Raw genomic sequence first — 25,646 nt, forward strand, 5'->3', positions numbered from 1 at the left:
TTCGCTAAAGGCGAGTCAAATGCATTTAGTAAAAACTACTATATTAAAGAACTTCTTTAAAGTTCTTAACTACGTTCTCAACTGTAAAGCCATACTCAGCAAGAACTTTATCTGCAGGTGCAGATGCTCCAAATGTATTAATAGCAAGAACTTTACCTTCGTCACCAACGAATTCTTTCCATCCAAGTGAAGAAGCCATTTCGATACCAAGACGAGCCTTCACTGCTTTTGGAAGAACACTTTCTTTGTACTCAGCAGATTGCTTTTCGAAGCGATCCCAGCTTGGCATACTTACTACAGTTACGAAGATTCCTTCTTTTTCTAACTCTTTTTGGGCTGCAATGGCTAATGAAACTTCAGAACCTGTTGCAAGTAATAGACCCGCAACTTCTCCGTTTGCTTCAGAAACAACGTAAGCACCTTTTTTAACACCTTCATATACAGCTTCACTGTCAAGCTCTAAAGTTGGTAAACCTTGACGAGTTAAGACAAGTGCTGTTGGTGTATCTGTACTTTCAATCGCTAAGCGCCATGCTGCTGCCGTTTCTTTTGCGTCAGCTGGACGTAAGATTGAAAGACCTGGCATTGCACGTAATGCAGCTAATTGTTCAACTGGCTCGTGAGTTGGGCCGTCTTCTCCAACTGCAATTGAATCATGTGTAAATACATAAGTTACAGGTAGCTTCATTAGAGCTGCAAGACGAATAGCTGGACGTAGGTAATCAGAGAATACGAAGAAGGTTGCTCCGAATACTTTTACCCCGCCATGAAGTGCCATACCGTTGAGTGCAGCACCCATTGCAAATTCTCTTACGCCGAACCAGATGTTACGAGCAGCAAAGCTGTCGATTGCATAGTTCTTTTCAGATGTAATTAACGTTTTGTTTGATCCTGCTAAGTCTGCTGAACCACCGATTAATTGTGGAATTGCAGTAGCAGCAGCATTTAATGCCTTACCTGAAGCATCACGAGTCGCAAATGAAGATCCCGCTTCGAAGGTTGGAAGTGAAGCTTCCCAGTTTTCAGGTAGTTCGCCATTTAATGCCATTTCAAATTGCTTCGCTAATTCAGGGTATTCTTTTTTATATTCTGCAAATAATTCATTCCATACACTCTCTTTTTGTTTGCCAGCTTCTACAAATTGGCTGTAGTGCTCTCGTACTTCTTCTGGAACGAAGAATGGCTCTTCATAAGTCCATCCGTAAGCAGCTTTTGTTAAAGCAACTTCATCCTTACCTAGTGGAGCACCGTGTGATGCAGATTTTCCGCCTTTATTTGGAGAACCGAACCCGATTGTTGTCTTAACTTCAATTAAAGTTGGACGGTTTAAATCCGCTTTTGCTTCTTGTAACGCTTTTTGAATTTCATCCATATCATTTCCGTTTTCAACACGGATTACTTGCCATCCGTATGCTTTAAAACGATCTTCAACACTTTCAGAGAAAGAAAGGTTTAAATCACCATCTAATGAAATGTCATTAGAATCGTACATAACGACAAGACGACCTAATTTTAAATGACCAGCAAGTGAAGCGGCTTCTGCAGAAACACCTTCCATAAGGTCACCGTCACCACAAATTCCATATGTAAAGTGGTTAACGATTTCATAATTGTTTTTGTTATAGGTTTCAGCAAGATGTCTTTCAGCCATTGCCATACCAACAGCCATTGCAATACCTTGTCCTAGTGGACCTGTAGTTGCTTCAACACCTGGAGTATGTCCAAACTCAGGATGTCCTGGGGTTCTGCTTCCCCATTGACGGAAGTTCTTTAAGTCTTCCATGGTTACATCATAACCAAATAAATGTAATAAACTATATAAAAGCATGGAACCATGTCCAGCAGATAAAACAAAGCGATCACGGTTGAACCAGTTTGGATTTTCAGGGTTGTGATTCATTTCTTTTGCCCATAGAGTGTAAGCCATCGGTGCAGCACCCATTGGCATTCCTGGATGTCCGGAATTTGCTTTCTCTACACCATCGATGGATAGCGTACGTATCGTGTTAATTGCTAACAAATCTAGTTCTTTGTTATGTAAAGCTGTCTTCATTTAAACCACACTCCTAAACTATTAAAATAATAATTCTATATTGTTATACCCTACCTAAAAAATCCAATCTTTTCAATCCTTAAAATAAGATGTATAATTAATTCGTTCATTAAACAAATTATAACATTAATAATGTACCACCCTTATCTTTATTCGTCAATTATCTAAACAGAAACAATTAATCCAAATCTAACTTTTTTTGTGAAAGCGCCAACAAATAAATACACATATTGCTTATAATTATGTGTAACTTAATGATGAAATCTTCTTTTTAACGACCTTAATCAATTGTACTTACTTGCAAATGGAGGATTTGTATGATTACCGGAGATGCAGCATATATTAAAAAAATAAATCGTTCGCTTATTCTAGAGAAAATAGTCGAAGAAGGTATGATCTCAAGGGCTGACATTTCCAAAGCTACAGCACTTACAAGGGCGACAGTCTCTGCACAGGTTGCCGACTTACTAGATGAAGACTTAATCATTGAAACACAGCTTGAGCATACTAGTGTTGGGAGAAAGCCCATTATGCTTTCATTAAACGCAAAGTCCGGATATTCGCTAGGAATAGATGTGGACTACAGCCAAATCTCCTTTACCATATCGGATTTGCTCGGGAAGCTTGTTTTCGAAAAGTCGATTGAATGTAAAAGCCGAGCTTACGAGGACATTCTTCAGATATTAATTGAACAAATTAATTTACTTGATGAGGCGTACAGTGACAACCGTTATGGCATTATTGGTGTCGTAATCGCGATTCACGGACTTGTTGGAAAAGATGAAAAAGTCCATTTTGTGCCGCGCTTCTTGTGGCGGTCTGTCAATTTAAAGGAAGACCTTGAAAAAGCTTGCAAACTCGACATTCATATAGAAAACAACGCAAACATGTCCGCTTTTGCCGAAAGAGTCTTTCTTCACCATGAAACGAATAGCCTTCTATGTGCCACGATTCATTCTGGAATCGGGCTTGGGATGATTATGGACAATCAATTCTTTCGCGGAAATGATGGGTTCGCTGGTGAAATCGGCCATATGATAGTTGTTCCACATGGGAGGCCTTGTTCATGTGGCAATGAAGGCTGCTGGGAACAGTATGCTTCGGAACTTGTTTTTTTAGAAAATATTAAGGAAGAACGAAATCTTTCTTCTTTTACATATAGTGATCTAGAAATGTTAGTGAATGAGGGAGATCAAGAAATACTTGAACGCCTAGACAACTATATTTATTACCTTTCAATTGGCTTAAATAATATGATCAATATGTATAATCCGGATACAATTATCCTTGATGGAGAAATTCTCCGACTATATCCAGATTCATTAAAAAAATTAGAAGCGCATTTATCATCTTCTATCAGTCATTATCGTAAATTATCGGTTTCAACTTTAGGAAAAAGAACTGTTCGGATGGGTGCATGTGCCTTTGCAATTAAGCATTTTCTAAGAGTCTCCATGTTAAATTTGAAATACCAGGAAGCCTAACAAAAAATTGAATATACAAACCAAGAAGAAAACCCCTTCAAGTATGAAGGGGTTTCATTTATTCTGATTCGTTTACATTTCGTTCTTATTCACTCTTTTCTCAGCTAAATCAGCCGCTAACTGAAGTGTCCGCTTCTTATTTAATGGATAGAAGAAAACAATCATTAAGAAAATAATCAAGAAGATTACTGCTGGTAATAAAGTACCTAAGGCATGAATACCATTTAATGTTTCTTGTGTTTGCATGTCTAACGCTGAATTATAGCCAACTACTCCAATTAAGACACCACCTAGACCACCAGCAACTGCTTGTCCAACTTTACGGGCCATTGAATAGATAGAGTAGACTGTTGCATCTTCACGTAAACCGGTTAAGAATTCATGGTAATCAATAACATCTGTTACAAATGCCCAGATGACTAAATTAAAGATAGCATTACCTAACATACCTATTGTTACAATCCCAACAAATTGTATTGCACTGATGTCCTTTAGGAAAAATAACAGTAAGTAAACTACACCAGCAAGTAACATTCCAAATGCCGCTAGTTCTTTTTTTCCAAACCTTTTAACCAGTGGGCTCAAGAATGGCATCAGAACAAATACTGTACCTGAAGTAACTAAGTTTACCAAACTTAATGCTTTAGCGTTTCCAAAGTAATCTTTGAATAAAAACGTGTTAACTGACTGAATAAGCATCGTACAAACCATAAAAGTTAGAGATGCAATAAGGATCCAGATTAAAGGTTTATTTTTTACAAGCCCTTTCATTGTTGCTTTTGAAGAGCCTTTTTGCTTTGGTCTCTCAGGGGCAACAACCCGTTCAGTAGACAATTTATAACAAGCGATATAACAAGCAAGTGCAAGAACACCGAAAATAATAGCAGCCATCAACATGCGATTCGGATCAATTTTATTATCAACAAATATGAGCATTGGACCACCGACACCAATGATTAGACCGGCAGCTTGGCCACCCATTGTTCTCCATCCAGAAAGAGAAGTACGTTCAACTGGATCATCTGTTATTACAGAAGCCATTGATCCATACGGAATATTAACTGTGCTGTATAACGTTCCCCATACTATATATGTTACAAATGCCCAAGCAAGATAAAATCCATCAGACATTCCTGGAATCTTAACGAACATCAACACACCTACAATAACAAGTGGGAATGACATTCTTAAAATCCACGGTTTAAATTTACCTTGAGGAGTTACCTTTCTTGTATCGATGAAACGCCCCCACGCTACGTCAGCAAAAGCATCCCAAAGACGTGCGACTGTAAACAATACCCCCACTGTAGCCGGATGAATGTGAAAAACGTCGGTATAGAATACCATTAAAAATATAGCTACAAGTAAAAAAAAGAAATCGTTGCCAAAATCGCCAAATAAATAACCAAACTTATCCCTTAAACCAAAGGGACGTACATTAGGATTTGGTTCGTTTCCGCTTACATTTGATTCTATAAAATCCAGTTTCTTTGCTGTGCTCATTTTTGTTTCCCCCTATAAATTAGGTTAGTAAATACTTTTTGTTAGTTGGTTAAACAAATTAAATTACACATTGATAAATAGTACTCTATAATTTAGTTCATCAATAGTTCTTCGAAAGCGCAATCATCATTAACCCTTTGATGACGCATGTTTTTCTAGCATGCATCGAATAAGAGATGAACCGTTTTCAAATTCAAAAGAACTCTTCTATATGAAAATATCAGAGTGAATTTGTTGGTCAGTCAAACAAATTAGTTTGTACTAATATACTAGCATTTCTTGTCGAAATCCGTCAATAACTTTCGAAAGCGTTTTTTTAGGAAATCTATCCTAAAACGTACATTTTAGATTCATGAAGTTTTATTCAAAAAAAAAGACCCCAACCATTGATTGGGCATCTTCTATCTTTTACACATTCAAATCTTTCTTTTTGTAAAAAACATAAGTAGTTGCCGTGAGGGACACGATCAAACTTAGTGATAGTACCACATACACCGCTTCAAACCCATCCCCGGTCAGCATATTTTTCGCAGCAAAGTACTTAAATGGCACGATGTATTTAAGGAACTCAAGTTTTTCACTTAAATCCATCACAATCGATAAAATAAAGGTCAACAGTAAGATCCCCGTTGCAATCGGTGCTGCACGTTTCGGATTGCGAATAACAGAAGCAAGAGCAGTGCCAATCATTAAAAATAAAACCTGTAAAATAAACATTCCACTCATCAACATGAATACGTCTGCCATTTCATTATTCATTTCGAATAGGAGGATCGTCGCAACAGTTGTAACTACATTAAAAACGACAAGGTTAACAAATCCAGCCATAAGTTTCATCGTAATGACCTTCGTTCGAGTAATAGGTTTTACAAACAGAAATTCAAAGGTTTTGTCTCGCTCTTCTTTTGCAATAATTGACGCGCCCATCATTGCCCCATGGATTGTAGCCATCAATAGCAAATATAAATACAATATAGAAAAATACCCAATCGGCGTCGATACATCCAATGTCCCTATCCCCATAAGTGACTGCAACGCTTTTGGCATCGATTCAATTAGTTCGTTCAAGGATTGACCTGAAGTAGCAAGGCTCGAGTATTCCGTCTTCCCCATTAATATAAGCAGGACAATGCCAACGCTCCAAATCAAAAGGGACTTACGGTACGCTTTCAGTTCCCTTAAAAATACATTCATCGTAAAAACCTCCTTCCTCAAACGGAATGAATATCCTTTTTCGTATAGTGGATAAAGCTTGCAATGGTCGCAATTAACACGATTCCTAAACCTACTAATAAAAACGCTCCCTCATAACTTGTGTGCTCCATTATATAGGAGGAATCAAAATATTTAAAAGGAGACAAATACCGTTTAAACCCATCTCCTTCTGTTGAACTAAGCATGCCAATTATAAAAAATGCAAAAACCGTCCCTAATGAAACCGACAGAACCGATTTGATTTTAGGGAGAAATACGGATAGAAAAATTCCAATCCCCAGAAATATAACTTGCAATAAAAACAAGGATAGGGAAATTAGAAAAAATGCTTTTATACTATAGGCATCCGTCGCAACTACAGATACCACAAGCCACGAGACAACAATGTATACAAGGCTTGTAAACAAAATGGATGTGAACGCCGCTACCATTTTTGCCGTTAAAATGGCTTTTCGAGTAATTGGCTTTGTGAGTAAGAAATCAGCTGTCTTCTCTCTTACTTCCTTTGACACGATGGCCGTACCAACATTCATGGCTTGGATCGCCCCACATAGACTGATATATACAAACACATAAGAGTAGAATCCAAGCACAGACCCAAAGGTTTCCACCTGGAGCCCTAATGCTTGTTTCATTGCGTCAGGAAAACCATCTAATACCTTTTGATACTCTTCAATGTCCCTTGCAATCGTCGGAAACATGGACATGAACAATGCCATCATCCCAACTAGCGACAATGTCCAAATGATAGTTGTTTTTCGATAGGCCCTTACTTCATGAAAAAAGACATTCATAACGGATCAGGCCTCCTTCTCGTAATAATGCATGAAGATCTCCTCAAGGTCCGGCTCCGTAACAGATAAGTTCGTAATCTCAATTCCAGCGATTTTCTCCATCACTGTATTGATATCACCCTTAAACAGGAAGCTTATTTCTTTGTTATTCACTTCTAAATTATTTACACCGATAATGGAAAAATAGCTTTTATCTATTAGATCTGCCGTTTCAACTGTAAATCTCTTAAAATTGTTATCTTTTAATGTACTAATCTTCTCAACCGTAATAATTTTTCCTTCTTTAATAATTGCCACTCGATCGCAAAGACGTTGAACTTCACTCAAAATATGAGAAGAGAATAGAATCGTCACCCCTTTTTTATTTTCCTCCTCAAGCAAATCAAAAAAGCGCTGCTGCATCAGTGGGTCAAGCCCACTCGTCGGTTCATCAAGAATCACCAGCTTTGGTTCGTGTAGCAGACCCTGAACGATTCCTACCTTTTTCTTGTTCCCAAGAGATAAATCATCAATTTTACGATTCAGGTCGAGCTCCATAATCTCTGCCAGCTCTTTCATTCGCTTCGTACAGTCTTTTTTATAAAAACTGGCAGAATACTTGAGCAAATCCTTCACTTTCATATTGTCATAGTAAAAAACTTCGGATGGTAGATAGCCTATTTCCTTTTTGATTTCAGATGAGAACTGGACTGAATCCTTCCCAAAAATTTTAGCACTCCCGCTTGTTGGATAAATGAGTGATAGCATGGTGCGGATTGTTGTCGATTTTCCAGCTCCATTCGGTCCGATAAACCCGAAAATCTCCCCTTCCTCAACATGAAAGCTAATATCCTCAATACCCCTGGCTCTTCCATACATCTTTGTTAAGTTCTGAAGTTCGATGACATTCATTTTTCTCGCCCTCCCTTAGATATGGGTTTTCTATTTCCATTATAAAGGAAATTGTGCTTTATTAATGTTAAAGTTACGTTCACATTTTGTAAGGTACTCGGAAATTTGTATCGGACAAACACATCTTTTTGTTTCATATAAAAAAAGCCCCAAAATCACCCTTTGAGACATTAACCAAACAATCTATCGACTTCTTTTTTCAACTCTCCTACTAATGGAAATTCAGAGGCATGACCTAGGCTCTCAACGATGTTTCGGTAATACCATTCTTGTTTTTCCTTGCCGCGACTAAACCTTTGCCAAACTTGATCGCCATTTTCTTCGTAATCGTGGATAATGGACCGGATATTATGAAGTTTATCCGCACATACGACCGTTCGAGTGTCTTCGGAAGCCGTCCGCAGGAATGAAATAGTATGCTCTTTTCTTGCCTCCCATGGCAGAGATTTATTGGGCTCGGAACAACCTTCCACAAGTTTTGCAATCTCGTCACCGAAACCGTCTTGTATATCTTCTAAAGTAAGCTCAGTGTCCTCAACCGTATCGTGTAGGATTCCAGCCACTATCAGTTCCTCACGTGCATTTATTTTCATTAAAATCAGAGCAACACCAAGTGGATGTGTGATGTATGGAATATTGGTGAGCTTTCGGTATTGTCCATCATGTGCCTTACTTGCAACCACAATCGCTTTTTCAATCATGTCCATTTTTTAGCCTCCCAATCAAAGAAATACCTGACACACCTAGTGCCAGGGTTAAAGTATTTTACTTAAAAATGCTTTTGTACGAACATGCTGAGGATTTTCGAACAGTTCTTTTGGTTTGTTTTCCTCCACGATATAGCCATCGTCCATAAATAGGACACGGTCACCAACTTCACGCGCAAAACCCATTTCATGGGTCACGACGACCATGGTCATTCCCTCTTGCGCCAACTGCTTCATAACCTCTAATACCTCACCAACCATTTCTGGATCAAGAGCAGAGGTTGGTTCATCAAATAGCATAATTTTCGGCTCCATCGCAAGTGCTCTCGCAATCGCCACACGTTGCTTTTGTCCACCTGACAAGGAGTCTGGATAGGCATCTGCCTTTTCAGCAAGACCTACCTTTTTTAAAAGTTCCATCCCTTTATTATATGCTTTTTCGTTGGAAACCTTTTTTACCTTCAACGGAGAAAGCATGATGTTTTCCATCACTGTTTTATGAGGAAAAAGATTAAACTGCTGAAACACCATACCGACGTCTGTTCTAATTTGGTTGATGTTTGTCTTTTTATCCGTAATATCGATTCCTTCAATATAGACATGCCCTTCATCGATGGTCTCTAATACATTTATGCAGCGTAAAAAGGTTGATTTTCCAGAGCCAGAAGGTCCAATGACTACGACAACCTCCTGAGGTTCGATTTCGACGGAGATTCCTTTGAGGACCTCGTTTTTCCCAAACGATTTCTTTATATTGTCTATCTTAATCATTCAGTTTTCAACCTCTTTTCTAGATAGTTTAATAGAATGGTTAGTGAAAGAGTGAGAATTAAATAAATAAAGGCTGCCATTAAGTATGGTTCCCATACGCGGGCATGCTGTCCCATCATCATCCGTCCCCAATGCATGATTTCAGGTGTTGCAACTACTGAAAGAAGGGATGAATCTTTTATGAGAATCACAAATTCATTCCCTAACGGAGGAATCATGCGTTTAAAGGCTTGCGGGATAATGACGTATCTCATCGCTTGTGCATGTGTCATACCTAAAGATCGTGCGGCTTCCATTTGTCCACGGTCAAGGGACTGAATGCCTGCTCTAAAAATTTCTGCTATGTATGCGGATGCGTTTAAAGTAAGTGCGATCACACCTGCAACAATTCCGTTTGTTCCCCCTAAAAATAATGGAACAACTCCGAAGTGAACCAAAAAGATTTGAACAAGAAGTGGTGTCCCACGGAAGAATGTCACATAACAAACAAACGGAAACGCAATCCATTTATTTCGAATCATTTTTCCAAGCCCAATAAATAAACCTAGGATTGTCCCAAGTAAAATACCAGCAATCGATAAACCGATGGTAAGCAATGTTCCCTGTCCAAAATAGGGAAGGTAGTCAATGAGAATGTCAAACTTAAAATCCATGCTGCGTCCCCCTGTATGAATAAATTATCGGTACTACATATAAAGGCAAAAATTGCGTAACACGTTGTTGTCGTTACGCAATTTTGTTCTCCCTTATTTTGACGCTTCTTGTTCTGCCTTAAGTGCTTCTAAATCTGGCTCTGTACCAAACCATTCTTTATAAATTTCTGTGTATTTTCCGCTTTCAATAACAGCTTCAATTGCCTTATCAAAATCGGCTTTTAAGTCGTCACTGCCCTTAGGGAACATCATTCCATAAAACTCCGCATCAAACGTATCTTTGTCTCCAACAACCTTTAGCTTTTTGTCCGGATTTTGCGCAGCATAGTATTCAATAACACCGTTATCCGCTACAACAGCCTCCGCACCACCACTTTCAAGTTCAAGGATGGCTAGGTTATTATTTTCAAAAGCTTTAATATCAGGATGCTTTTCACCTAATACCTTTTCAACCGCAAAATGACCTGTTGTAGAAGCCTGAACTGCTACCTTTTTCCCCTTTAGATCTTCAGCTGTTTTGATGTCACTATCTTCTGGAATCATGATCTTGTTTGTTGATAAGAAGAAAGGTATCGTAAATAAGTATTCCTTCTCACGGTCTTCGGTAATTGAAATTGATGATATTGCCATGTCATAAGACCCTTTGTTTAATTCAACGAAAATGGGATCCCAACCAGTATGTTTGATATCTAGTTCGTAACCAGCTTCTTCAGCTACAGCATTTAGAACATCGATTTCAAAACCAACAATTTTGTCCCCCTCCATGAACTCGAATGGTGCATAGGCCGCATCTGTCATGACCTTAAGCGTTTTTTTACCTGCGTCTTCTCCCTCTTTTTCTCCGCCTGACCCACTCGTATCATCACTCGTTCCACAGGCTGCTAAGAAAAGAAAAACAAGCAGGATTGAAAAAGTCGCTAATTTCTTCACGTATGTAACCCCTTCCTATTTTTACAAAATTTAAATAATTCATTTTTTTACTATATTAGCACATTGATAGTCTAAAAGAAACATTGAATTGACAATTCCCCACTATCTGCACCTTACTCCTTACATATTATGAACCTCAAGCAGGACGATAGAACTAAACTATTCGACAAAATTTGGTGACAGGAAGGCTAATTTCTAATATATTTAGAATAATAGATATTTTCTAAAAGAGAGGTGCTTTTGTGGGGGTTGTCAAGGAGTTTGGGAAGATCTTTGTCATCTATATATGTGTGTTCTTATGTGTTTTTTTATTCGTTCTTTTCCCTCGCGAACCGAGTATTGAGGTGGAAGGTAAGGCGATGACAGTTGTATATTCCTATCATTTTAATGTGAAGGAATATGCAACAAATGTGGTTACATTTTTAAAGAATGTATATGAGAATAAAAGTCTTGGAGGTACGAAGTTTGCGACTTTAACAGCCGAGGATGAAATCGCAAAATTTTTTCCAAGAAGCCTCAAGATTATCTTGATTGGATATATTCTTAGCATTGTGTTTGGGGTATTAAAGGGGATCCTGGATTACCGGTTTACGAATACGAAAAAAAGCTTTTTAGGGAGTGGCGCCACCTGGTTTTTATCGGGGGTACCAGACTTTTTTATCACCATCTGTTTAAGTTATTTTATCCTATTATATATTCCTGATTTTAGCATCATGGGTACCGAGGCATGGTGGAAGTTTATTGCACCTAGTATTCTTATCTCCATTGCGCCGATGCTGTATGTTGCGAGAATAACATCTGTTTCCCTACTGACCCAGGATCGCGAACCATATATTCAAGTAGCATACGCTAAAGGCTTTACAAAAAATAGAGTTCTGCTAAACCATATGATGAGATCATGTTTCATCACGGTTTCAAGTCATCTACAATCGATTATGGTGTTTGTTCTATCAAACTTATTGGTTGTCGAATATTTACTAGGTTATCAGGGCGCTGCTTATAGGTTGTTTACTGCTATTGGCTACACAAATTTCATCCCACCGGGTGGCGGGGCCGATGAACGTGGTTTAATCATTGGGATTTGTATAAGCTTCCTCATGCTGGTGATGGTTGCCCATATTATTAGTCAAGCCATCAAAATGAAATTGGATCCGAAATAAGGAGGTGCTCTACGTTGAATCGAAATTGGTTTTTAATCACCGGCTTAATTATGTTAGGTATTTTACTTCTTGTTACCTTTGTAGGACCTCATTTCCCGTATGTAAAAGAAGGTATTGAAGAGGGCAGAATTCGTTTCTTAGATGGTGGAAAGAACTTGCTTAAAGCACCATTCACCCCTGAACAGCAGCCTCCTTTTGGATCAGACCATGAAGGAAGAGACTTGTTAAGTGTTTTGATTGTTGGCGCAAAGGACACGCTAAAAATCGTAATCGGAATCGTTGTCCTCCGCTACCTGATTGCGATCCCGCTTGGGTTACTCGCTACGAGAAAAAACAGTCCGATTTCCTGGATCGTAACAACTTGGAATAATGTCTTCTCGAGTATTCCAATCATTTTTTCTGCTTTGCTTTTATTAGCCATACCAGCACTTGTTATGAACGATAACAGGTTATGGTGGTCGGTTTTACTTTTAGCATTAATTGAGGTTGGAAAAGTAAGTCATATCATTCGTGAGGAAACACAACGAATTGTAAGGAAGCCTTATATTGAGGCCGGAATCACCGTTGGAATCTCCCCGCTCCGACTTGCTTTAGGAAATATTTTACCGAATACATATCCTGCAATTATGGTTAATTTCTTCATTGATATCGGAAGAACCTGCTTATTAATTGCACAGCTTGGCATTTTTGGCGTGTTCCTTTCCCAAGTGTTTATTCAAACGAATTATGGTGGTGGGGAAATGATTAACACAAGTCTAAATTGGCCAACCTTACTCGGACAAGCTAGAAAAGACATGCTCAGCTCCATTTGGATCCCATTTTGGACATGTATTGCAATCTCCTTTACAATGTTTACATTCACTATTTTAGGGGAAGGCTTAAGAAGGTATTTTGACCGAAAGACAGCCTAATTGACACACTGTTATAATGAAAGGTGAATGTTATAAAATCATTCGTTCATAACGTGAATCGGAAGGAGCTCGAAAATGACTACACCTAATAATGAACTACCAGCTAAAACATGCTCGATTGACCGTCTTGTCACAATGGAGTCAGACATCAAAAAGGTTCTTGAAGGTAAAAAAACAGCTACACGTAGAAATGGCAGATATGCCGATGTTGGGGAAATTATGACCCTTGAAGGTCAATCTTTTAAAATTGACCGCGTATACGAGCAATCCCTTGGAGAGCTTACAGACGAGGACGCTAAAAGAGAAGGCTTCGGCACGGTTGATGAATACAAAGAATCGATTCTATCATACCACCCGGGAATGCCATGGCTCCCTCAGATGAAAGTGTGGGTCCATGAGTTTAGCAAGCTAGAGGATTAATAAAAAAGGTTCTAAGTCAAATGTTGGGGTTTGAGGCTACCGCGCTTCGCTTGGTGGCCTCAATAAAAAATGATGGATGGTACCATTCATCATTTTTTATTGAGGAAAATACCCAACAACTTGGTTAACCAATATGTACCCCTATTCTTTTATACTTGTGTGTTAATAAAATTTTAGCCCTAAAGCGTTCAAACACTTTAAATCCATAAGCATTTCGCTTTAGAACTTTAGTGGAATTATTTATTCCCTCCAGGAATCCATTTGAATATTCATAGGCAAAGCTATTTAATACTTCAACTTGCCAATTTTGTATGGTCTTTATGGCTTTACTCATCTCAGGTATCTTTGAATCCTCAATAAACTTATATAAATCTTCTAATTCTTTTTTAACTAAACTAATCTGGCTTTTTCCATTTTCTTTGGCCCGTAAAAACCAAGAACGATAGGCCTCTTTGATTTCATATGCTCTTCTGAGTTCATTAGACATTTCCAAGTATCGCTCTAAATGCCAACGTTCATCCTTAGTTAAGCGCTGGCTATCTTTATGAAATACATGTTTCATACGTTTACACTTTTTTCGGTCGTATCCATGAAACTCATTTTGTATTCGGCGTCTTACTCCATCAAGCCCCCAATAAATGTAACGACAAAAATGAAACCTATCAGCTACAATAACGGGTTTACCCAATGCCTCTTGAACGGCTGCTTTAAAGGAATGATTCATATCCATTATGACTATTTGAACCCTAGATCCATGCTTTCTCAAGTAGTCCTTAATCGTACGTTTATAGCGATTTGGTAGAATATCAATCGGTTCTTTTGTAATCCCATCCGCAATGATTAACTGATATTTTCCTTCCCGGGTGTCACCTTTGTATTCATCAATGGCTATAACTGTTGGTAACTCTTCCACAGGACGAATTTCACTTCGGGATATTTGATCGAATCTACGTATAATGGTTGAAGGAGAACATCCATAGATCTCGGCCGTTTCCTTGAACGTTTTTCCTCTAATCGCTTTTATTGATATCGCTTGATTCCACTCTATTGAAGTACGCTGATAACGCATGACAAAAGGGTTTTTCTCCGAAAAACGTTTTCCGCATTCACAGACATAACGTCTACGCTTATAAAAGATTTGAGTTTTTCTTTCAAACCACTTTAAGTGTTGAATCTTTTGTATACGATAGTCATGAACCTTACTCGTTCTTTGATTACATTCGGGACACCGGTGTACTTTTCGTTCCATTTCAACATACAGTCGCACTATTTCACCGACTTCTTCAACATTGGTTAGGATAGACCCTTTTAATCCAGGAATAATCATGGTAAAATCCATATTGCACGCAACTCCATTCTTTACACTTGTTTCTAGTCAATTCAAGTATAAAAGAATGAAGAGTTTGCGTGTATTTTTATGCACACAATTTTTTTCTAAACCCCAACAAATATTATAGAGCCATAAAAAACCCTTGTCATCGCTAAGATCGACAAGGGTTTTACCGTTTATTTATGGCTTGTTTTTCAACAAGTGCCTCTTCGTGGATCGCACTCATTTCTGGTGCTACGGTTTTTATTTTTGTGATGAAGTAGTAGTATTTATAAAAAACAACCGCGACTAAAAGCAGTTTTACGGCAATGCTATCCAGAATAATAAATGGGACAGCAATCATCGCATCTGCGGTTAATAGAATCGTTAGCTTCTGCCTAAGCGTCATTTCACGTCTTTTCACAAAGCCTTCTAAATACTTTTTATATAAACTAGTGCTTTTAAACCAACGATCAAAGCGGTCCGATCCTTTTACAAAAAAGAAGGAAGCAAGCAGTAACAGGGGCGTTGTTGGAATGAGTGGCAGCACAATGCCTACTGCTCCAAGAACCAAGAAAAGAAAACCTAATACAATATATAAAAATTTCTTAATTCTGTTCATCAATATTGCCCCCTTTCTTTAACTTTCTAAAACCTTTTTCTATTATATCACGTATTTCTTACTGGAAACCCACTGTCACAAAATAGTAAGATAATGAGTAGAGAATTGTGAGGTATGTCACTTGTTTTTTTTAGTAAAGTGCTATCATTAATTGTGAAATATGTTGTGAATGGGGGTTTCCATCGAATGGATGTCATTTATCAAGTACTTGTTTTCATACATATTTTTTCAGCCATCCTTGGAATGGGACCTGGCTTTATTTTAACAACCGTAGTGAAGTCGGGGGACACAATGACTGAGCTTCGACATTCTTATGCAATCAGACATAAACTCCATATTTTTGTCATGATTGGAGGTATTCTCCTGCTAGTGTCCGGTCTTTTAATGGGGGCAATCCATCCATATCTGTTTAAAATGGGGTGGTACGTTACAAGTTTACTGCTCTTCCTTGTTGCGTTGGCGATGGGACCACTTGCTCTTACGCCTAAATCAAAGCCCGTAAAAGCATTATTGGAATCACATCAAGGGGATGACATTCCTGCAGAATACTATCCTTTGGCAAAGGCTCTCTTTAGAGTGGAGCATATTGAAAACACGATCTTTTTGATTGTCATTGCGTTAATGATTTTGAAGCCTTTTTAAAAATTTAGTTACTAAATCCCCATCCATTCACTGGTGGGGATTTTCTTCGATTGGTTGTTTCTTTTTAAATGGGAATGCGACTCCCTGTGTGAGTAGGCTTATGATAATAGCGACTCCAACCAGTAAGGATATGATGATCCAAAAATTGATACCGAAACCGACGAGTTTATAGGCACCTTCATAGTAATTTACGTCCGGGCGATTGATAATGGATGATATGATTGCAGCGGTAATGTGTTTTGTGGCATACAAAAACGCCGACACTGCGATGAAAAAGCAGCCAACAAATGCCTTGATTTGCTTCATTAAACCCCTCTTCTCTATTCACTTTTGTTAATCGTATCATGATTTTAAATGAGGGGACATATTACTTTTGACCTAGATTATTGGAGGATGGAGTGCTTTTGGACGACTGGGTTTGTTTGAAGCCTGGGCTCATTGGAACTCGACTTAAGGGGCGAGGATTCCGGTCCAAGTTTTCACCACCATTACTATGAATAGGAAATGAGACGTAGTACTCGTGCCGAATTCACTTCATTGGGATTATGTAGGGGAATTGAACCGGGGAACCCGTGACTAATCCTTTTCATCGTATTTGCGAAAGGGAAATGAGACAATGAATCCTTGCCTAATCCTCTTCATCACTTCAATGAAGGGGAAATGAAGCAAGAGACTCCTGCCTAATCCTTTTCATCACGTCTATGAAGGGGAATAGAAACACGATTCCTGCTCCTAATCCTCTTCATCACGTCTATGAAAGGGAAACGCGACAAGGGATCCCTGCCGAGCCCCCCTTATCCCCCACAAAAAAACCGCATAAAGAATTTCTTCTTTATACGGCTATCTATTATGCTTCCACTAATTCACTTTGCAGCATTGTGCCTGTTTGGGCAAAATTTGTGTGCCACGAGAATGCTTTTTCTAGTACGTGAGGTGTTTGACCGCCTCTGGTTAGAGCTTCTTGGTAATACTCACGCAGTTGCTGTTTATACTTTGGATGTGCACAGTTTTCAATAAGCAATTCTACACGTTCTCTTGGTGCGAGACCACGTAAATCTGCGTATCCTTGCTCAGTAACGATGACATCCACATCATGCTCTGTATGGTCAACATGGGAAACGAACGGAACGATACTTGAAATGTTTCCACCTTTTGCAATGGACTTCGTCACGAAAATAGCTAGGCGAGCGTTTCGAGCAAAGTCACCAGACCCGCCAATTCCATTCATCATCTTTGTCCCAAGCACATGGGTTGAATTCACGTTTCCGTAAATATCAAGTTCTAACGCTGTGTTAATGGAAATTAATCCGAGACGACGAATGATTTCCGGATGATTTGAAATCTCCTGAGGTCTCATGATCAAGCGGTCGCGATACTGGTCAAAGTTCGCAAATACCTTTTTCATTTTTTCTTCTGATAGAGTGATTGAACAGCAGGAAGCAAAGCTTACTTTGCCGGCATCCATTAAGTCAAATACTGCATCCTGTAATACCTCAGAATAAACCTCTAAATTCGTAAACTCCGAATCAAGCATACCGTGAAGAACCGCGTTTGCTACAGAGCCAATACCCGATTGTAAAGGAGCAAGCTTCTCAGTTAAACGTCCTGCTTCAACTTCTTTACGTAAAAAGGTTAATAGATGCTGTGCCATGATTTCAGTTTCCTCATCAGGTGGCACGATTGTTGAAGGAGAATCAGTTTGTTCTGTAAATACGATTCCTTTTATTTTATCAGCATCCACTTTAATTCCAGGCAGACCAATTCTGTCATCTGATTTTGTTAAAGGAATCGGCTCTCTCTCCCCCTGTTTCCCAGGTGCATATAAATCATGAACTCCCTCAAGCTCAGGTGTTTGAGCAAGGTTGATTTCAACGATAATTGATTTAGCATGCTGAGCAAATGTTAACGAGTTTCCGATTGAAGTTGTTGGAACAATTAAACCATCTTCTTTTATAGCAACCGCTTCCAAAATTGCAATATCGACATCCATCACATTTGAACGTATTAATTCGGATGTATGTGATAAGTGTTGGTCTACAAATAAGAAGTCCCCTTGGTTAATGCCCTTCCTCATTGTTGGATCAGCCTGAAATGGTAAGCGCTTATCCAAAATTCCTGCTTCTGCAAATAATTTATCAACATCAGAGCCTAATGATGCTCCTGTATATACGTTTACTTTTAATGGTTCGGTCTCAGCGCGTTTTACAAGCGCAAATGGAACCGCTTTCACATCACCCGCACGTGTAAAGCCACTAAGTCCTAACGTCATACCATCCTCGATCCATTCTGCTGCTTCTTCCGGTGTTACAACACGGTCATGCAGACGGGTATCCTTAATGCGATCTAGTTTGTTATTCATTTCTCCCATCCCCTTTTTGAAATTGAATATTAAGATAATTTTACATGGAATTTCCATTTGATTAGGGATTTCTGGAGTAAAGAACTATAAAATACGATAAAAAAGAAGAACAAATCCCTAAAGCAGCAGATTTGTTCTTTTTCTAGAAAATTAGAACCCTAACAGTTTTCGAAAATAGCTGGAATAGTTTTGGCTAACTGGGACTCGTGCTCCATTATTCATTTCCAGGACGAACGTGGAATGAGTATCAGGGTGAATTTCTTTTATTTGATTAACATTCACGATAAACGACCGGTGACATCGGATAAAAGAGTCCTTTGGCAACGTATATTCGAATTCCTGTAAGGAGTACTTATGTGTGCCAGAGAAGTCGTTTGTGTATACATGGATCTTCTTATCCTTCGCCTCCAGATACAGACATTCAGAAAACGGAATGGGAATCCAGCCATCCTGAGATTTCACGGTCACAACCGATTTACCATCTGTTAAGGCTGGGTAGATTGCTGTGACACACCCCTCTAGTTCATTACCATGAAAAAAAGGGACAGCCATTCCATGATATGGAATACCAAACACATCCCGATTGATAAATTCGGACGCCTTTTGTTTAGAGGTAATTGCTTTATAGGCAATGGTCCCCTCTTTTACTTTATCACCTGGTTTTATTTTGAGATCAATCCGTTTACTTGGCCGATAATAGACATATTCCTTTGTATTTGAAACCGCTATCGAAATTTCATCAGAGAACAATTCCCCAATCACGTCTAAGAGTGAGCCAATTGTTATATCCTTCACATTACAACACCCTTTGTCGTATAAATCTAGTATCCAATTCTATTTTACAAGCATTTGAATGATAAAACATTAACTTTAAAAAATTCGTTTAAAATGGTATTTATATGTGCATGAAGTATAATGGTAGTAACCATATTTTTAGGAGGGATACATATGTACCATACAATTGAAGAGTTTGTTCAAGATTGGCAATATGAAGGCGGAGCAACACTAAAAATTTTAGATGCTTTAACCGATGAATCCTTATCTCAAGCGGTTGCGCCTGGCCATCGCACATTGGGTGAGCTTGCGTGGCATGTTGTGACTTCACTTCATCATATTATTTCACTAACTGGACTCCAGTTTGAAGGTGCAAACGGTGAGGCAGTCCCAGCCTCAGCAAAAGAAATGGCTGATAGCTACAGAAAAACGAGTGAAAATTTTATTGCTGCAGTGAAAGAACAATGGAATGACGAAAGCTTAAAAGAACTAGCGGATATCTTTGGTCAACAAATGCCAAAAGGGGCAACGCTTAAAATGGTGAATACCCACCAAATTCACCACCGGGGACAAATGACAATCCTCATGCGTCAAGCAGGATTGAAAGTACCAGGTGTTTATGGTCCTTCAAAAGAGGAATGGGGAGCATAATTTATTCGCATGAAAGGAGCCATTTTGCGAGTAACTGGTTCCGTTTCAGGATGTAAAACAGTAAATCACAATACGTTTTTAGCGTGAATTCACATACGAATTCACGCTTTAATTTTCTTGTTATAGTGACGTTTTCTTTGGACACAATCGCGATGTTTTGGCTTTCCCTTGTCTGAAGATGCCTCGACTTCAGACATAACCGAGATGTTTTGACTTTCCCTTGTCTGAAGATGCCGCGACTTCAGACACAACCGAGATGTTTGGGCTTTCCCTTGTCTGAAGATGCCGCGACTTCAGACACAACCGAGATGTTTGGGCTTTCCCTTGTCTGAAGATGCCTCGACTTCAGACACAACCGAGATGTTTGGGCTTTCCTCTGTCTGAAGATGCCGCGACTTCAGACACAACCGAGATGTTTTGACTTTCCCTTGTCTGAAGATGCCTCGACTTCAGACACAACCGAGATGTTTGGGCTTTCCTCTGTCTGAAGATGCCTCGACTTCAGACATAACCGAGATGTTTTGACTTTCCCTTGTCTGAAGATTTACTGATTTTATTTCTCAAAAGCATTTGACTATGATTTTTACTGATTTGACCTTATCAACCCTATACGTTTTAATATGATAACTGGTCTGGTTGCACATCAAAACAGAACCCGTTATTTTGAGATGGCTCTTTTTTTGCTTTCATACACCGTTTTAGTTGACATAATATTTTTCAATCAAACGTTTGTTTATCGTTCTATCCCTTGATACACAAAGGTTTCAATTTTCAATCAAGCGTTTGTTTGAATTTTTGCTTACAAAATAAATGGAGTCAAATTGTTTTTCAAACAAGCGTTTGTTTAAAGTTCGCCCCTTAACCATCAAGGGTTTCTCGTTTCAATCAATCGTTTGTTTGAAACCCTGTTTTCATCAAGCAGCTGCTTTTTCCTTCCTAGTAAACATCCATTTTAAAAAGCTTGGAACAAGTAAAATAATGAATAACAGACGGATGAGTTGTAGTGAACTGACGACAGCTGGATCTGCTCCAATGGCTGTAGCCGTTAACACCATCTCTACTAGACCACCTGGTGCCAAACTTAGTAGTGCTGTTGGTAAATCTAAGTCTGAGAAAATAGCAAAGGTATACCCTAATCCGAATGATATTGCTAACAAAAATACTGTGAGTACAAGGTAAACTCCACAATATTTTCCACCAATCTTTAAATCTCTCAAATTAATATTATTCCCCATCCTCATCCCAACCGTAATTTGGGCAAGAATCAAAAACCATGGTGGGATATTTGGTAGGCCAACTCCTGTGACGCCAAGAATCGCCGTAACCGCGAGTGGACCAATGACATAAGCTGCTGGCAACTTATCTCGAACGAGCCACCCGACCAATAACGCTAACCCAAACCATAAATATGCGTAAAACGGAACACTGCTGATATTTTTTGTTACCTCATATGCATTTCCTGCACCCGCAATGAACCAGTGGGTTACAATAAACGGAACCATAAATACGACCGTTAGCAAGCGCACCGTTTGAAATATGGTCACCATTGCGGAATTTGCTTTTAAGGAATGGCTTGCCGCAACCATCTCTGAAAGTCCCCCAGGAATCGATCCAAAAACACTTGTCATCGGGTCAACTTTAATAAAACGAGTTACAAAAATACTATTTAAAACGCTAACTGTTAGTAACAAAATGGTCGTGAATAAAAACGGGATGATATAAGGATATACGGTAACAAAGGTTTCCTTTGTAAAGGATAATCCAAAGTAAATTCCCAGTGTTGCAAGCCCAATGTTATACAACCTTGTTGAAACAACCATTTTTTTATGAGTAATCGCTTTGTATAAAATCATGAACGTCATTGGTCCGAGTATCCATGGAATTGGGAAATGTAACAAAAAGAACAATACGCCTCCAACACTCGCAACTACATAAGACTGTAAAATTCCCTTCATGTGTGTAAAATTCATTTTTATGAACGACCTTTCTATGTCAATCTTTTACTATCCATTATGCAGGAAAAGAACCTACTTTGCAGAATATACTCTTTAAAAAGGAGGTATCCAATATGAAAAATTTTAAATTCTCACATACTATTCGTGTCAGATATTCTGAAATCGATGGACAAAAAATTGTTTTTAATGCGCATTATCTTACATATATCGATATCGGCTTTACTGAGTATATGCGTGAAATATTAAGTCCCGATTGGCTTACAAATCCTCAATCTTCACACTTTGAGCCGGTTCTTGTTAAAAGCATGATTGAGTACAAAAAACCAGCATTGCTAGATGACTTAATAAAGGTGTATGTTCGTGTAAAAAAAGTAGGAGGTTCTAGCCTTACCCTTGAAACTATCATCAAACGCGGTGACGATATTCTTATTGAATCAGAAACAGTACAAGTAAATTACAATAATGTTACAAAAAAGTCAGCACCTCTTCCTAATCATATAAAAAATAGAATCAAACAGTTTGAAGGAATCTAGATGAATTCAAGACGCTAGTGGATCTATTATTTTTCAGACATATCTTTGTTTAGCGTCTTCTCCACCCTTTCAAGGTATTTCAAAATCAATCCCTTCCCCCCTTAATGCCAGTCTATAGTAGGTATGATGTCCCTCTCACCCGACCAAAGTAGGAGAATTCCGCTTCAATCTTTCAGATAACATTTCGTTTATTACAAAATTTATTTCGACATTAAAAGTGAGGTTCCTTTATTACAATCCTTTATTCTATTGGGTTTTGAAATGTTACAATTTTAACAATATGTAACAATTTCGCGACAAATGGAGAAATTCATAGAAATATATGATAATATGGGAAAGTAAAAACTACGTAATAGACTAAGTAGATTAGTAAGAAAGTAGGAATAATTTTGAAAAAGACACTCGTAACCTTAAGTGCCACTTTAATGCTAAGTGCCTTTTCTCCATATGTGATACAAACTAGTGCAAATACAATGAGTACCCTTCAAAGTGATCTTACCGAAACACAAAATGCTTTGAAAGAATTAAACGCACAAATTGCAAAAGTTGACCAAGCAATTGAAGATAACCGTAAAATGATCGCTCAAACAGAAGCGGAAATCAAAAAGTCTGAAGAACAAGTACATACTCTTCAAACAGAGATTGACCAACTCGAAAAAGAAATTGAAGCACGCAATGAGATTCTTAAAGAACGTGCTCGTATGATGCAGGAATCTGGTGGAACAATTAGTTACTTAGATGTTATTTTTGGTGCTCAAAACTTCTCAGATTTTATTAACCGTGTCAGTGCAGTTTCTACAATTATGCAGGCTGACCAAAAAATAATCGACGAACAAGCGGAAGCTATCAATCTAGTAAAAGAAAAACAAGATACCATTCAAGAAACACTAACTACTTTAACAGATAAAAAAGATGAATTGGTAGAAATGCAGGGTCAAATTGAAGAACAAAAAACTCAAAATGACGCCTTAAAAGCTGCCTTACAATCTAAAGAACAAAATACATTAACGGATATCGAAGAACTTCGTGCAAGTATGATTACAGCTACACCTGCTGTTAGCAATACAGCAACTACTTCAACATCGGCATCGGAACCAACATCAACTGCATCTGTTCCTGCAGTACCAACTTCAACACCAAAGGTAACAGGATCAATCAGTACTGTCATTAATGCGGGATATAAGTACATTGGTAATTCGGTATATGTATTTGGCGGTGGAAGAAGTGCTTATGACATTGCAAACGGTCGTTTTGACTGTTCGGGCTTTGTACACTGGGCATTCTCACAAGCTGGAGTTAGTGTTGGTTCTAGCACAAGTGCATTAAGAAGCCAAGGTACTAAAGTTTCAGTTAGTGACATGAAACCTGGTGACTTAGTATTCTTTAATACGTATAAAACTGATGGTCATGTTGGAATTTATATTGGCGGCGGTAAATTTATCGGTTCACAAACCTCTACTGGGGTTGGCGTTGCTGATATGACACATGGTTACTGGAAAAGCCACTTCAATGGCCATGTAAGACGAATTTTTTAACAGAGACAAGTTCCTACAAAAGCATCTTCATCTTGAAGGTGCTTTTTTTGTTAACCTTTTTATAACTTCCCCCCTTCAATGACTCGCAAATTGTTCACATTTATTTTATTATAGGAAGGTAAGCTATCATACTGGAGTGACATAATTTGGATACAAAAAAAGCGTTACCGATTCTTTTTGCTGTTATGTTTTTGGTTTATGTCGGGTTCGGAATCATTATTCCTGTTATCCCCTTTTATGCAGAAGACCTTGGTGCTTCACCAACTGAATTAGGCCTGCTAATGGCTGTCTATTCCTTAATGCAATTCATATTTGCACCCATGTGGGGAAGAATTTCAGACCGGATAGGACGTAAGCCAGTTATCATGATTGGCATTTTTGGCCTTGCTGTTTCATTTTTTTTAATGGCCTTATCCACAGAGTTATGGATGCTTTTTGCGGCTAGAATTATCGGTGGCTTCCTTTCAGCAGCAAATATGCCAACCGTCATGGCGTATGCTGCCGATATTACGTCTGAGGAAGATCGTGGAAAAGGAATGGGCGTTATTGGAGCATCGATTGGTCTTGGATTTATTTTTGGACCGGCGATTGGTGGGATTTTTTCAAAAACGGACTTACAGATGCCTTTTTATATAGCTGGAACCTTATCCTTATTAACCTTTTTCCTAGTGATGTTCGTTCTTAAAGAATCATTGCCAAAAGAGGAAAGGCACCAAACAGATAGGAAAAGAACGGGCCTCTTGAAAGCAGTCAACGGGCCGGAATCTGTTCTGTTTTTTCTTTCACTCTTTATCACATTATCTCTATCAGGTCTTGAGGCAACCTTTGCCTACTTCGCCGCGGAAAAAGCTGGCTTAGGGACAACTGAACTCGGTTATATTTTTATGATCATGGGGCTCGCCGGAGCAATTGTACAAGGTGGGCTAGTTGGAAGATTGACAAAGCGTTTCGGTGAAGGCTTTGTCATCCAAATCGGGATCTTCGTGTCTGCAATAGGTTTCTTCCTTATTTTATTCACGAAAAATTTTCTAACCGCCGCGATCTTCCTAACAGTTTTCGGGGTTGGAAATGGCGTTATTCGCCCTGCGGTATCGGCTTTATTAACAAAGCGTACCAAGACTGGTCATGGTAGTGTTACAGGATTATTGTCTTCCTTTGATTCACTCGGAAGAATCCTTGGACCTATTTTAGGTGGCTTGCTCTACTCAGTGTCGGTTGGTTTACCTTATATCTCAGGTATAATCTTGTCGGCCATTGCCTATATTTTATTTAAAATTTATACGGTAAAAACAAACAAAGGGTAGCGATTATAGCTACCCTTGTTTTTTATAAGGGACCAGAAGAAGAACGAAATCGCTACGCGATGGCTCTTTAAAAGCCCGCACGGACTAAAATTAATAAAAAAAAATGAAAAAGTATTCTCATTGTGGTATTGTTTAATCGCCAAACCAAACAAAAATTCACAGAGAGGATACTTTTTCTAACGATGATTATAACACACACATATGAAAAAATACACAAGCATTATTCTTCCATTTCAAATCGTTCTCCCCCCAATTCTCCTGATTTGATAGACAATCTCTCAATCAAAAATCAGGAGGAATTTCTTCATGAAACAATATGACCAAAAAATCAATCTTTACTTCGAACTAAAAGGTTTACCCGAATCATCCCAGGAATCCTATTCCCGAAGAATGCGCGCATTCCTAAAATATATGAATGAATCAAATAAAATCATAGAAAATGTAACTCTGGAAGATATACAACTTTATAT

General features: G+C 38.5%; 24 protein-coding genes. 9 read left to right on the plus strand and 15 right to left on the minus strand.

Annotated features, from left to right (window positions below; all coding sequences use genetic code 11):
* Positions 1-43: 43 nt before the first annotated feature.
* A complete protein-coding gene (gene tkt / locus E1I69_RS10225; protein ID WP_136379508.1) occupies positions 44-2,053 on the minus strand; it encodes a transketolase in 2,010 nt (669 codons plus the stop codon).
* 317 nt (positions 2,054-2,370) lie between these two features.
* Between tkt and E1I69_RS10230 the strand changes: the two genes are divergently transcribed.
* Positions 2,371-3,537 (plus strand): ROK family transcriptional regulator, encoded by a 1,167-nt coding sequence (locus E1I69_RS10230; protein WP_136379509.1) that lies wholly within the window; start codon positions 2,371-2,373, stop codon positions 3,535-3,537.
* A 72-nt stretch (positions 3,538-3,609) separates the two neighbouring features.
* Here the strand turns inward: E1I69_RS10230 and E1I69_RS10235 are convergent, their stop codons facing one another.
* The 8 genes from E1I69_RS10235 to E1I69_RS10270 form a co-directional block, all read right to left on the minus strand.
* A complete protein-coding gene (locus E1I69_RS10235) occupies positions 3,610-5,040 on the minus strand; it encodes an MFS transporter (protein ID WP_136379510.1) in 1,431 nt (476 codons plus the stop codon).
* A 408-nt stretch (positions 5,041-5,448) separates the two neighbouring features.
* Positions 5,449-6,234, minus strand: coding sequence for an ABC transporter permease subunit (locus E1I69_RS10240; RefSeq protein WP_136379511.1), 786 nt, complete (start codon positions 6,232-6,234; stop codon positions 5,449-5,451).
* Positions 6,235-6,251: 17 nt separating this feature from the next.
* Entirely contained in the window at positions 6,252-7,049 is a 798-nt protein-coding gene (locus E1I69_RS10245) for an ABC transporter permease subunit (RefSeq protein WP_136379512.1), read from the minus strand.
* Between the two features lie 6 nt (positions 7,050-7,055).
* Positions 7,056-7,940 carry an ABC transporter ATP-binding protein gene (locus tag E1I69_RS10250; RefSeq protein WP_136379513.1) on the minus strand — a complete coding sequence of 295 codons (885 nt, stop codon included), beginning with the start codon at positions 7,938-7,940 and terminating at the stop codon, positions 7,056-7,058.
* A 170-nt stretch (positions 7,941-8,110) separates the two neighbouring features.
* Positions 8,111-8,647 carry an HD domain-containing protein gene (locus tag E1I69_RS10255; RefSeq protein WP_136379514.1) on the minus strand — a complete coding sequence of 179 codons (537 nt, stop codon included), beginning with the start codon at positions 8,645-8,647 and terminating at the stop codon, positions 8,111-8,113.
* A 48-nt stretch (positions 8,648-8,695) separates the two neighbouring features.
* Positions 8,696-9,418, minus strand: coding sequence for an amino acid ABC transporter ATP-binding protein (locus tag E1I69_RS10260; protein WP_136379515.1), 723 nt, complete (start codon positions 9,416-9,418; stop codon positions 8,696-8,698).
* Positions 9,415-10,071, minus strand: coding sequence for an amino acid ABC transporter permease (locus tag E1I69_RS10265; protein ID WP_136379516.1), 657 nt, complete (start codon positions 10,069-10,071; stop codon positions 9,415-9,417). The genes E1I69_RS10260 and E1I69_RS10265 overlap by 4 nt, the downstream gene beginning before the upstream one ends.
* A gap of 93 nt (positions 10,072-10,164) precedes the next feature.
* A complete protein-coding gene (locus E1I69_RS10270) occupies positions 10,165-11,001 on the minus strand; it encodes a basic amino acid ABC transporter substrate-binding protein (protein ID WP_136379517.1) in 837 nt (278 codons plus the stop codon).
* Between the two features lie 359 nt (positions 11,002-11,360).
* Between E1I69_RS10270 and E1I69_RS10275 the strand changes: the two genes are divergently transcribed.
* The 3 genes from E1I69_RS10275 (at position 11,361) to E1I69_RS10285 (ending at position 13,492) form a co-directional block, all read left to right on the plus strand.
* Complete coding sequence (locus tag E1I69_RS10275; protein ID WP_136379518.1) at positions 11,361-12,161, plus strand: ABC transporter permease subunit; 801 nt, start codon at positions 11,361-11,363, stop codon at positions 12,159-12,161.
* Between the two features lie 14 nt (positions 12,162-12,175).
* Positions 12,176-13,072 carry an ABC transporter permease gene (locus E1I69_RS10280; protein ID WP_136379519.1) on the plus strand — a complete coding sequence of 299 codons (897 nt, stop codon included), beginning with the start codon at positions 12,176-12,178 and terminating at the stop codon, positions 13,070-13,072.
* A gap of 75 nt (positions 13,073-13,147) precedes the next feature.
* On the plus strand, positions 13,148-13,492 hold the full coding sequence (locus tag E1I69_RS10285) for an ASCH domain-containing protein (protein WP_136379520.1): 345 nt from the start codon (positions 13,148-13,150) through the stop codon (positions 13,490-13,492).
* Positions 13,493-13,616: 124 nt separating this feature from the next.
* On the opposite strand, the gene E1I69_RS10290 is transcribed toward E1I69_RS10285, so the two are convergent.
* Complete coding sequence (locus E1I69_RS10290) at positions 13,617-14,831, minus strand: ISL3 family transposase (RefSeq protein ID WP_136379521.1); 1,215 nt, start codon at positions 14,829-14,831, stop codon at positions 13,617-13,619.
* Positions 14,832-14,991: 160 nt separating this feature from the next.
* A complete protein-coding gene (locus E1I69_RS10295) occupies positions 14,992-15,423 on the minus strand; it encodes a YbaN family protein (RefSeq protein WP_136379522.1) in 432 nt (143 codons plus the stop codon).
* A 186-nt stretch (positions 15,424-15,609) separates the two neighbouring features.
* Here E1I69_RS10295 and E1I69_RS10300 point away from each other — a divergent pair, with 186 nt between their 5' ends.
* Complete coding sequence (locus E1I69_RS10300; RefSeq protein ID WP_136379523.1) at positions 15,610-16,065, plus strand: DUF2269 family protein; 456 nt, start codon at positions 15,610-15,612, stop codon at positions 16,063-16,065.
* A gap of 27 nt (positions 16,066-16,092) precedes the next feature.
* On the opposite strand, the gene E1I69_RS10305 is transcribed toward E1I69_RS10300, so the two are convergent.
* The 3 genes from E1I69_RS10305 to E1I69_RS10315 form a co-directional block, all read right to left on the minus strand.
* Entirely contained in the window at positions 16,093-16,371 is a 279-nt protein-coding gene (locus E1I69_RS10305; protein ID WP_136379524.1) for a hypothetical protein, read from the minus strand.
* Positions 16,372-16,912: 541 nt separating this feature from the next.
* Positions 16,913-18,424, minus strand: a complete 1,512-nt coding sequence (locus E1I69_RS10310) for an acetyl-CoA hydrolase/transferase family protein (protein WP_136379525.1) — start codon at positions 18,422-18,424, stop codon at positions 16,913-16,915.
* Between the two features lie 150 nt (positions 18,425-18,574).
* Positions 18,575-19,219 (minus strand): LytTR family DNA-binding domain-containing protein, encoded by a 645-nt coding sequence (locus E1I69_RS10315; protein ID WP_136379526.1) that lies wholly within the window; start codon positions 19,217-19,219, stop codon positions 18,575-18,577.
* Positions 19,220-19,372: 153 nt separating this feature from the next.
* Between E1I69_RS10315 and E1I69_RS10320 the strand changes: the two genes are divergently transcribed.
* Positions 19,373-19,849, plus strand: a complete 477-nt coding sequence (locus tag E1I69_RS10320) for a DinB family protein (protein WP_136379527.1) — start codon at positions 19,373-19,375, stop codon at positions 19,847-19,849.
* A gap of 914 nt (positions 19,850-20,763) precedes the next feature.
* Here the strand turns inward: E1I69_RS10320 and E1I69_RS10325 are convergent.
* On the minus strand, positions 20,764-21,819 hold the full coding sequence (locus tag E1I69_RS10325; RefSeq protein ID WP_242634572.1) for an AbrB family transcriptional regulator: 1,056 nt from the start codon (positions 21,817-21,819) through the stop codon (positions 20,764-20,766).
* Positions 21,820-21,917: 98 nt separating this feature from the next.
* On the opposite strand from E1I69_RS10325, the gene E1I69_RS10330 reads away from it, so the two are divergent.
* The 3 genes from E1I69_RS10330 (at position 21,918) to E1I69_RS10340 (ending at position 25,176) form a co-directional block, all read left to right on the plus strand.
* On the plus strand, positions 21,918-22,337 hold the full coding sequence (locus tag E1I69_RS10330) for an acyl-CoA thioesterase (protein WP_136379529.1): 420 nt from the start codon (positions 21,918-21,920) through the stop codon (positions 22,335-22,337).
* Between the two features lie 389 nt (positions 22,338-22,726).
* On the plus strand, positions 22,727-23,872 hold the full coding sequence (locus E1I69_RS10335; protein WP_136379530.1) for a coiled-coil domain-containing protein: 1,146 nt from the start codon (positions 22,727-22,729) through the stop codon (positions 23,870-23,872).
* Between the two features lie 146 nt (positions 23,873-24,018).
* On the plus strand, positions 24,019-25,176 hold the full coding sequence (locus tag E1I69_RS10340; protein WP_136379531.1) for an MFS transporter: 1,158 nt from the start codon (positions 24,019-24,021) through the stop codon (positions 25,174-25,176).
* The last annotated feature ends 470 nt before the right edge of the window (positions 25,177-25,646 follow it).

The sequence above is a fragment of the Bacillus timonensis genome, assembly GCF_004799755.1.
GTDB classification, from domain to species: domain Bacteria; phylum Bacillota; class Bacilli; order Bacillales; family Bacillaceae_L; genus Ferdinandcohnia; species Ferdinandcohnia timonensis_A.